This is a genomic window from Myxococcales bacterium, from assembly GCA_016717005.1.
GTDB lineage: Bacteria > Myxococcota_A > Polyangia > Haliangiales > Haliangiaceae > UBA2376.
On record JADJUF010000032.1, the window covers coordinates 1 to 8091 of the forward strand.

Consider the following 8091-nt stretch of genomic DNA (forward strand, 5'->3'; position numbering starts at 1 on the left):
CCCCGAGAAGCCTCCACGCTGGTTGAAGACGTCCCAGGCGTCCTGGTCTTCGTCGCGCCGCGACAGGATCGCCCCGCCCTGGTGGGTGACGATGATCTCGCGGTCGCCGCCCGCCAGGCCGCCGCTGAAGCGCGGACGTGGGGATCAGACAGGCCGCGCCCTTGCCCCGGATCTCGAAGCAGTGGGACTCGCCGGTGTCGATCGCGAACGGGGCGTCGATGTCCCAGCGCAGGGGGCGATGCGGCCTCGTCGAACCGCGCTCCGCTCACCTGTCGAAAGCATGCTGGTACTCGCTCATGTCCTCGCTTGAAGGGGTGGCGTCCCACCGGTGCCGCGGCGGTGGTGCGCGGCGGGCCAGACGGGACGTCTGCCCCGCACCTGTTGCAGCGATCGTGCCAGCGGCGACCACGGGGCTGCGCGAGTCCAGACGCAGCTCGGGATGCGGCGTCGTGCACGACCCACACAACCCGCGGGGCCCGACGCGCCGGACCGGCTCGACTCTGGCGGCTAACCGACGGCCCGCGCGCACGATCCAGCAAGGGCGCGCCCTGGCGTGGACGGTCGACGCCACGCCGCGGGGTGGGTCGATCGCGCAGACAGCGCTATGGGCTTCCGCCTCCGGCCGATCTGGTCTGAGTCATGGGGCCCCCGTGAGCACCCTGCCACCGCCCTTGAGAGTCCGCCGCCGCCGCCGCCGGAGCGCCCGCCCGGCGCCCGCCCGGCTGGTTCGGCATCAAGGACCTGTTCACCCACGATCAACGCGCCCTCGGCGGCGTGGTCGCGATCTGCCTCGTGCATCGACGGCGAGCCGTTCTGGGCCGGCCTGTCGATCCTGATCGGCTTACACCTTCGGCGACACCCCTCGACGGCTGGGGGCGCGCAGCCAGGCTCCGGCACGTCGAACCTGTACGGCGCGGGCGACCGACACGATCTCCGATCACCTCGAGCACCCTGCATCACCCCCCGCGCGATCGTCTACACGGCTACCGCGACGTCGACCTGGGCCTGGTGCCGTGGTTTCCAGCACGTGCTGGCGATCGCGCTCGGCGGGTCGATCGTGGGGACCGCCTCGATCCGCCACGCCCGCAACATCGCCCGGCCCATCAGCTACTGCGGGATCTGGATCGGCCTGCCGCACACGGTGCTCGGCTTCCTCCCGATCGCCTACGTCAATGCAGCGCTGACGGCGCACATCCCCGGCGGCTACTGGATCGGCGTGCCGGTGATCCTGGGTGCGTCGGTTGCGGCGCTGACCTACCTGCCGTTCCCGAACCACCACCTGCTGCGCCGCCACCACTGGTACGCGCAGGCATGACCAGGCCGCGTCCCGCGCACCGCGCGCCGCGCCCGTCGGCCGCCGCGTCGAAGGCCACCGCGCCGAAGGCCGCGCCGAAGACCGCCGCGCCAAGGCCGCTGCGCCGAAGCCTGCGGCGAAGGGCCCGCCGCTGCGCGAAGCCCGCCGCCAAGGCCGCGCCGCGAAGCCGCCAGGGCCCGCGCCGCGGCGGCCCGAGCGATCCCGCCGACCGAGGCCACGTCCGCCGGTCATCGGGCGCGGCCGGTGACGCTGCTGTCGGGCGGCAACCCGCAGATCGCGAAGGCCGACGGCGACGCCCCGGTGCAGGCGTACCTCGCCGCGCTCCCGCCCTGGAAGCAGGACTCGGGCGCAGGCTCGACGCGCTGATCGTGCGGAGCGTGCCCGGCGTGCGCAAGGCGGTAGTGGAACTCGCCGTTCTACGGACTCGACGGCCAGGGCTGGTTCCTGGGGCTCCACACCTTCACGCGCTACCTCCAGGTGGCGTTCTTCCGCGGCGCTTCGCTGCGCCCGATCCGCCCGGCACCAGGCAAGGGCAAAGGACACGCGCTACCTCGACATCCACGAGGGCGACGCGCTCGACGCTGCTGGCGAGCTGGGTGACGCAGGCGGCGGCGCTGCCGGCTGGATCCCTGACCACGCCCGATCAAGCCGCGATCATCGACCGCGACGGCGCGGTCGGACCTCTCGGAGGCCTGCGGTGACGATCATCCGCACCGTGTCCGTGGTCGCGGTGGCCGTGCTGCTCGCCGCGACGCGCCGAGCCCCGACGACGGCCCACGGCCGCGGGTCGCGGCGGCGGCTTGCGCGGCGGCGACGCTCGCACCAGCGTGACGGCTCACGGCCGCGGGTCAGCGGCGGCGGCCTTGCGCTCGGCGCGGCGCGCCTCGGCGATCGGCAAGAGCATGCGGCCGATGCTGGGCTTGCCCAGCAGCCAGTCCATGAAGCGCGGCGAGGTGAGGCCCGCCACCACCAGCGGCTTTGACGACGATCTCGGGGAGGTCCTCCTCGATCGTCCGGATCACCGCGCGCACGACCTCGTCGACGTGGGCCGAGCCGACCAGGCCCGGCGCCTGGAAGCCGTACTGACCTGCTGGTCGGCGCATACGCCGGTGCCCTCGACGAACCCGGGGCAGATCGCCGACACCCGCACCTGGTGCCGCGCCCGCAGGCTGGCGCGGAGCGAGCGCGAGAAGTTGATCAGCCCGGCCTTGGTGGCGCCGTAGGTCTCGCCGAAGCCCATCGGCGCCAGGCCCGCCACCGACGCCATGTTGACGATGTGGCCGCGGTCGCGCGCCAGCATGCCGGGCAAGACCGCGCGCGCGAGCTGCATCGGCGCGATCAGGTTGACCCGCGTGTGCAGCTCGATCTCCTCGGGCGACAGGGTCCTCGAAGAAGCCGACCTCCTCGACGCCGGCGTTGTTGAGCAGCAGATCGACGTCGCCGAGCCGGTCGGCGGCGGCGGCGACCAGCGGCGAGCTGGCGCGGGTCGGCCACGTCGGTCGGGACCACGTGCACCGGATGGCCGTGCACGGCGCAGCGCCTCGGTCTCGGCCAGCCCCGCCGCGTCGCGCGCGGCCAGGACCAGCGCGGTCCCGCGCCGCGCCAGGGCCTCGGCGATGACGGCGCCCATGCCGCGCGATGCGCCGGTGACGATGCCTGTCCTGGGAAAGTCGCTCATGCGCGCGAGCGTGCCACGCCGGGATCTGGTTGGCGCCAAACCGGCGCGCGATCGTCATCGTCAGCGAGGCGCGCCCGGCGGTCGTGTTCCGTGCGGCGCCGTCAGCGAGGCGCGCCCGGCGGTCGTGGTCCGCGCGGCGCCGTCAGCGAGACGCGCGCGGTGGTCGTGGTCCGCGCGGCGCCGTTATCGAGACGCGCGCGGTGGTCGTGGTCCGCGCGGCGCCGTTATCGAGACGCGCCCGGCGGTCGTGGTCCGCGCGGCGCCGTTGTCGAGACGCGCCCGGCGGTCGTGCTCCGTGCGGCGCGGTCGGCGGCCCCTGCGCCAGGGGCGTCGGTCAGGTCGGACCGGCTGCGCCGCGGAACTCCAGATCAGGTAGCAGCAGACCTCGGGCCCGCCCGCCCGCCGCGCGTTCGTGACCGCGGCCGAGAACTCGCGATAGTGGAAGTGCAGCTCGCCGCCGCCTGGCGGACTCGACCACGACTCCTCGGTCCCGTCGCAGCGCTCGAACGGTGACGGCAGCGCGACCGCGGGCGCGGCCTCGGGCGCGACGCACTCGTCGAACGCGTCGGCCTTGTCGTGGAACCACGGCTCCGGCGGCGCCGCGGCCGCGGGAGGCCGGTCGGCGCGCGCGGCGTTCGACGGGGCGCGCGCGCGCGGTGGCCCCGATCCGCACGCGCCCGCGACGACGGCGATGCACAGGCTGACCGCGCCCGCACCACACTGGCTCCGCGGACCTCGCCTGGCGCGCATGCGCCCGACAGTACGGCGCGCCGGGGCGTGCGGCAACGGGCGCTTCGGCTCCGGCTCCACCTCCAGGTTCGGCTCCACCTCCGGATTCGGCTCCGGCTCCGCTTCCGGTTCCGGTTCCGGCTCCGACTCCGGTCAACCCGACGGGGCGCTGATCACCGACGGCGCGCGGCCGCCCGCATGCTGACGCCGGCGCGCGAGGGCGAGGCCGAATCGGGCGCGGCGGGGCAGCGGTCGCGTCGTCCGGACCGGGACCGCGCCCGTGCGCAGCGCGTGCTCGAGCCGATCGAACATCGCCTCGACCGCCCAGTCGTGGACCGGCTCGATCGTCTTCCACGCCAGCCACGAGCGCCACGACGTGGCCAGCTCGACCGTGTGGGTGAGCCGGCACCCGTCGCCGTCGGGCGCCAGGTCGAAGCCGTGCCAGCCGGTCAGGCGGCCGACGACGTCGACCCGCCACGTCAGCCCGTCCCAGGTCCGCAGCCGGAACCGGAACGGGCCGTGGCCGACCATGGTCTGCCCGGGGACCAGCGCGTCGACGGGCACGCCCGGCGGGTTGGTCCCGCCAGTTCGCGATCACGTCGCGCGGGAAGCTGTCGCGCTCGCCGCCGCTCCAGCACGCCGCGATCCAGGGGCGGACCTGCTCGATCGACGCGGCCAGGGTTCGAACGTGGACGTTCCTCATGTCGAGACCTCCATACGCATCAGTATGGTGAAGCCGCGGCGGTTGTCAATACGCTTCCGTATGGTGCATGCTCGGGCGGTGCCGCGCCGCAAGCCCTCCGCGCCCGAGCCCCACCTGTCGGCCACCGACTGGGAGGTCGCGGCCCTCGCCGCGGTCGCCGAGCACGGCCTCGCCGGGATCGCGGTCGAGCCCCTCGCCCGCCGCCTCGGCGTCACCAAGGGGAGCTTCTACTGGCACTTCGCCGATCGCGACGCCCTCCTGCGCGCGGCCCTCGCCCGCTGGGAGCAGGACTACACCGACCGCGTCATCGCCGCCGTCGCCGAGGTCGCCACGCCGCGCGCGCGCCTGCGCCAGCTGATCGGCAGCGTCGTGGCCGGCGGCCGCGGCGATCGCATCCACCTCGCGCTCGCCAGCTCGGAGCTGCCCGTGGTGCGCGACACCGTCGCCCGGGTCACCCGCCGGCGGCTCGACTACCTGGCGTCGTGCTACGTCGAGCTCGGCCAGGCCCGCCGGCTCGCGCGCGAGAGCGCGCTGCTGGCCTACACCGCCTACGTCGGCCTCGTCCACCTCCGGCTCGAGGCGCCCGACGCGCTGCCGACCGCCGCGGCGTTCGCGGCCTACGTCGATCAGCTGATGACCCGCCTGGTCCCGTGAGGTCTGCAGTGATGAGGTCGCGTCGTCAGCCCCGCGACGACGCGCCGCCGGGCGCGGGGCGGGCGCCTCAGCTCCGCCCGGGACACTGACCACCTCGTCCGTCGTGCGCGCCGACGATGGTAGTGTCCCGCGCATGGGCAGACTCTGGAGGTCGTCGGGACACGCGCTCGCGCTGGTCGCGCTCGTCGCGTGCGGCGCGCCGTCACCCGCAGGTCCCGCGCGCGTCCTCGCGCGCGCCCCCGCGCCCGCGCCGCCGTCGATCGCGGTCGACACCGGCGATCTCGACGCGTACTTCCGTGCGCAGTTCCCGGCGGATCACCCCGGGGTCGCGGTGCTGATCGCCAAGCGCGGACGCACGGTGTTCGCCGCCGGCTACGGGCTGGCCGACCTCGGGACCCGCGCGCCGATCACCACGCGGACGCTGTTCAACCTCGGATCGCTGTCGAAGACGTTCGTGGCCAGCGCGATCTTGCTCCTCGCCGAGCGCGGCCAGCTGTCGCTCGACGACCCGCTGACCAAGTACTTCACCTTCGCGCACCCCGACGTGGTGCGCAACGTCCAGCTCCGCCACCTCCTGACGCACACCTCGGGGCTGCCGGATCTCCGGCCGGTCGAGGAGCAGCTCGAGTTCTACCTGACCGCCCGCGACGCCGAGAACTGGGCGCCGATCCTGGCGGTCGAGGCGCTCGCGTCCGCGCCCGGCACCCGGTTCGCGTACTCGAACCCGGCGTTCAACGGGCTCGCGCTGATCGTGGAGCAGGTCAGCGGCCGCAAGTGGCAGGACTTCGTGCGGGACGAGGTCTTCCTGCCCTCGGGCATGGCCACCAGCACGATCACCGACGGCCCGCACCCGAGACCGGCGTCGCCCACGCCTCACGCCCGACCCCGGCGACCCGACCGCGCCGCCGGTGGAGTTCGACTACGGCGAGCCCGACCTTCGCCGCCGCCGGCAACGGCGGGGTCTGGGAGCTCGGTCGAGGAGCTCGCGCGCTACGAGCAGGCGCTGACGACCGGCGCGGCCCTGCCGACCGCGGTGGTCGCCGACGCCCCGACGCTCAAGACGTTCCCGGGCTGGCTCGACGAGGCGCCGCCGCGGCTCGGCTGGTCGTGGTGGATCAAGGACGTCGACGGGCTCCAGGAGATCGGCCACACGGGCAGCCAGGGCGGCTTCTCGACCAACTACGTCGTCGTGCCGGCCAAGGACGTGCTGATCGTCTTCCTCATGAACGGCGACTCGTACGACGCCTGGAAGGCGACCAACGCCGAGCTGCACCGCTGGCTCGCCGCGCACGCCTGGCTGGACGCGCCGTGAGGCCCCGCGTCGTCCACCTGACGTCGCCGAACGCCGCGCCGCCGGTCTTCGGGCCGCTCGCGATCGTGGCCGATCGATTCGCCGCCCACGTCCACGGCCCGGATCTGCGCCTGACCGATCGATGGACGACGGGCCGGTCCGCCCGGCGTTCACCGTCGAGGGCGGCCGACACTTCGCGGCGGCGCACGCGGCGCTGGTGACCTACGACGAGGCTCACGGCGTCCGTCGCTTCGCGCTCGAGTCCGGTCGCTTGTCCCTCACCGCACAGTTCCGCCTGCCCGGGCGTCTCCGCCGTCGATGCCCCTCCTTTCGCTTAACTCGAATCAAGTCGATACCTGGCGTGCAAGGTGCCCGCCGCGGGCGACGCGCCCCCGCGCGCGCTGCTGGTCGACGTCGAGACCGGCGCGACCCTGGCCACGTTCCCGCGCAAGCTCGGCGCCCGCGCGTCGTTCACGCGCCTCGGCGACGCCGAGCTCTTTCGCCCTGTCGAATTGTGGCCGACATTACGGGCGTGGTGGTGCTCGTCGACTGCGCGACGGGGCCAGGACGGCTCCGCGCGTTCGAGGCGCACGGCAGCTGGGACTTCCGCCAGCACCTCACTACCAGCTCTCGCCCTGACGGTGACGCGTTGCCGGCCTTCGGGTCGCGTGTGGGCTTCTACTTCTAGAGGGCGCGCATCACGACGCGACGCCGACGTGCGGGAGCCGCCTGCGGCCGCTCGGGTTCCGTTGCCGCTGCGCTGCCGCCAGGGCGAGGACCTCGGATCCGAGACCGTGTTGTCCACGGTTCACCGCGACCGGCGACGGCGCGATCCGCGACCTGAACGGCGCCCGGTCGAGCTGCGTGAGCTTCGCGCGAGCTCGACCCCACGGCCCGGCGGCCAGGCTCCGCGACGACCTGCTTCGATTCGAACCTGGCCCCATCCTCGACGCGGCCCCTCGGGCTCGCGGGGGACGTCGCGTTCCTCAGCGACGCGTCTACCCCGGCTTGGCGAGGCCCGGGGCTTCGCTGGCGGCGGCACCGCCGATCGACGAGCGCCACGTGCACCCGCTCCGCGCACCAGGCGCTGCCCGTGGGCCCGACCGTCGCGTGGTTCGATGGCGCGGCGCTCCACGACGTCACCGCGCTGCCCGCGCCCGTCGGGTAATACCACGCTCAGACACCACCGCCGACGGCCACGCGATCGCGGTCCTCACGATCGAGCCTGGGCACGATCCTCACCATCGACCTCATCGCACCGATGGGCTCCCGGCCGATCCGGGTTTCGTCGGGGACCGATCAGCCGCCGGTGCGGCCCCACTGCGGAGCCGGTATGAACGCGGATCGAGTTGGTATACGGCTGCTGCCGGCCGCTGTCGACCATGAATGGGCTGTACCGCCAGCGTTTGACCGCCCGCGCCGGGGCTTCTTCGTCGCAGGACGAGCCAGATGCGAGTCGAGGACCATGACGCTCTCGACCGCGCCGGAGCGGTCGGATACACAGCTCACCTGCGCGCGGATCTCCGCCGCCGGCTTGCCGGCGCATCATTCTCCGCCATACGGTCGCTGCGTTGTGCGGTGACGCGGCTCACCGGGGGCGCATGAGCGCGCTTCTGCCTGGACGCCCTGGGCGCCGGCGTCAGGAGCAGCGCCGGCCTGCTACCGTTGCCCACGGACTGAGGTGCCGCCGTCTGGCGCTGCCTCAGCCCTGCTGCTATCCG

At 73.9% G+C, this 8091-nt stretch carries 5 protein-coding genes and 1 pseudogene; 4 read left to right on the top strand and 2 right to left on the bottom strand.

What is annotated here, in order from left to right; genetic code table 11:
• Positions 1 to 1027 precede the first annotated feature (1027 nt).
• Together IPL61_23000 and IPL61_23005 are read left to right on the top strand one after the other, a co-directional pair.
• The gene (locus IPL61_23000) at positions 1028 to 1315 is read left to right on the top strand and encodes a hypothetical protein (protein MBK9034099.1); all 288 of its coding nucleotides are present in this window, start codon (positions 1028 to 1030) and stop codon (positions 1313 to 1315) included.
• A 198-nt stretch (positions 1316 to 1513) separates the two neighbouring features.
• A pseudogene (locus IPL61_23005) lies at positions 1514 to 1935 on the top strand (DUF1801 domain-containing protein).
• A gap of 398 nt (positions 1936 to 2333) precedes the next feature.
• Here the strand turns inward: IPL61_23005 and IPL61_23010 are convergent.
• The gene (locus tag IPL61_23010) at positions 2334 to 2993 is read right to left on the bottom strand and encodes an SDR family oxidoreductase (protein ID MBK9034100.1); all 660 of its coding nucleotides are present in this window, start codon (positions 2991 to 2993) and stop codon (positions 2334 to 2336) included.
• An 882-nt stretch (positions 2994 to 3875) separates the two neighbouring features.
• Positions 3876 to 4286, bottom strand: coding sequence for a hypothetical protein (locus tag IPL61_23015; GenBank protein MBK9034101.1), 411 nt, complete (start codon positions 4284 to 4286; stop codon positions 3876 to 3878).
• Between the two features lie 199 nt (positions 4287 to 4485).
• Here IPL61_23015 and IPL61_23020 point away from each other — a divergent pair, with 199 nt between their 5' ends.
• Both IPL61_23020 and IPL61_23025 read left to right on the top strand, forming a co-directional pair.
• Positions 4486 to 5079, top strand: a complete 594-nt coding sequence (locus IPL61_23020; protein ID MBK9034102.1) for a TetR/AcrR family transcriptional regulator — start codon at positions 4486 to 4488, stop codon at positions 5077 to 5079.
• 133 nt (positions 5080 to 5212) lie between these two features.
• Positions 5213 to 6391 (top strand): beta-lactamase family protein, encoded by a 1179-nt coding sequence (locus IPL61_23025; protein ID MBK9034103.1) that lies wholly within the window; start codon positions 5213 to 5215, stop codon positions 6389 to 6391.
• Positions 6392 to 8091 lie beyond the last annotated feature (1700 nt).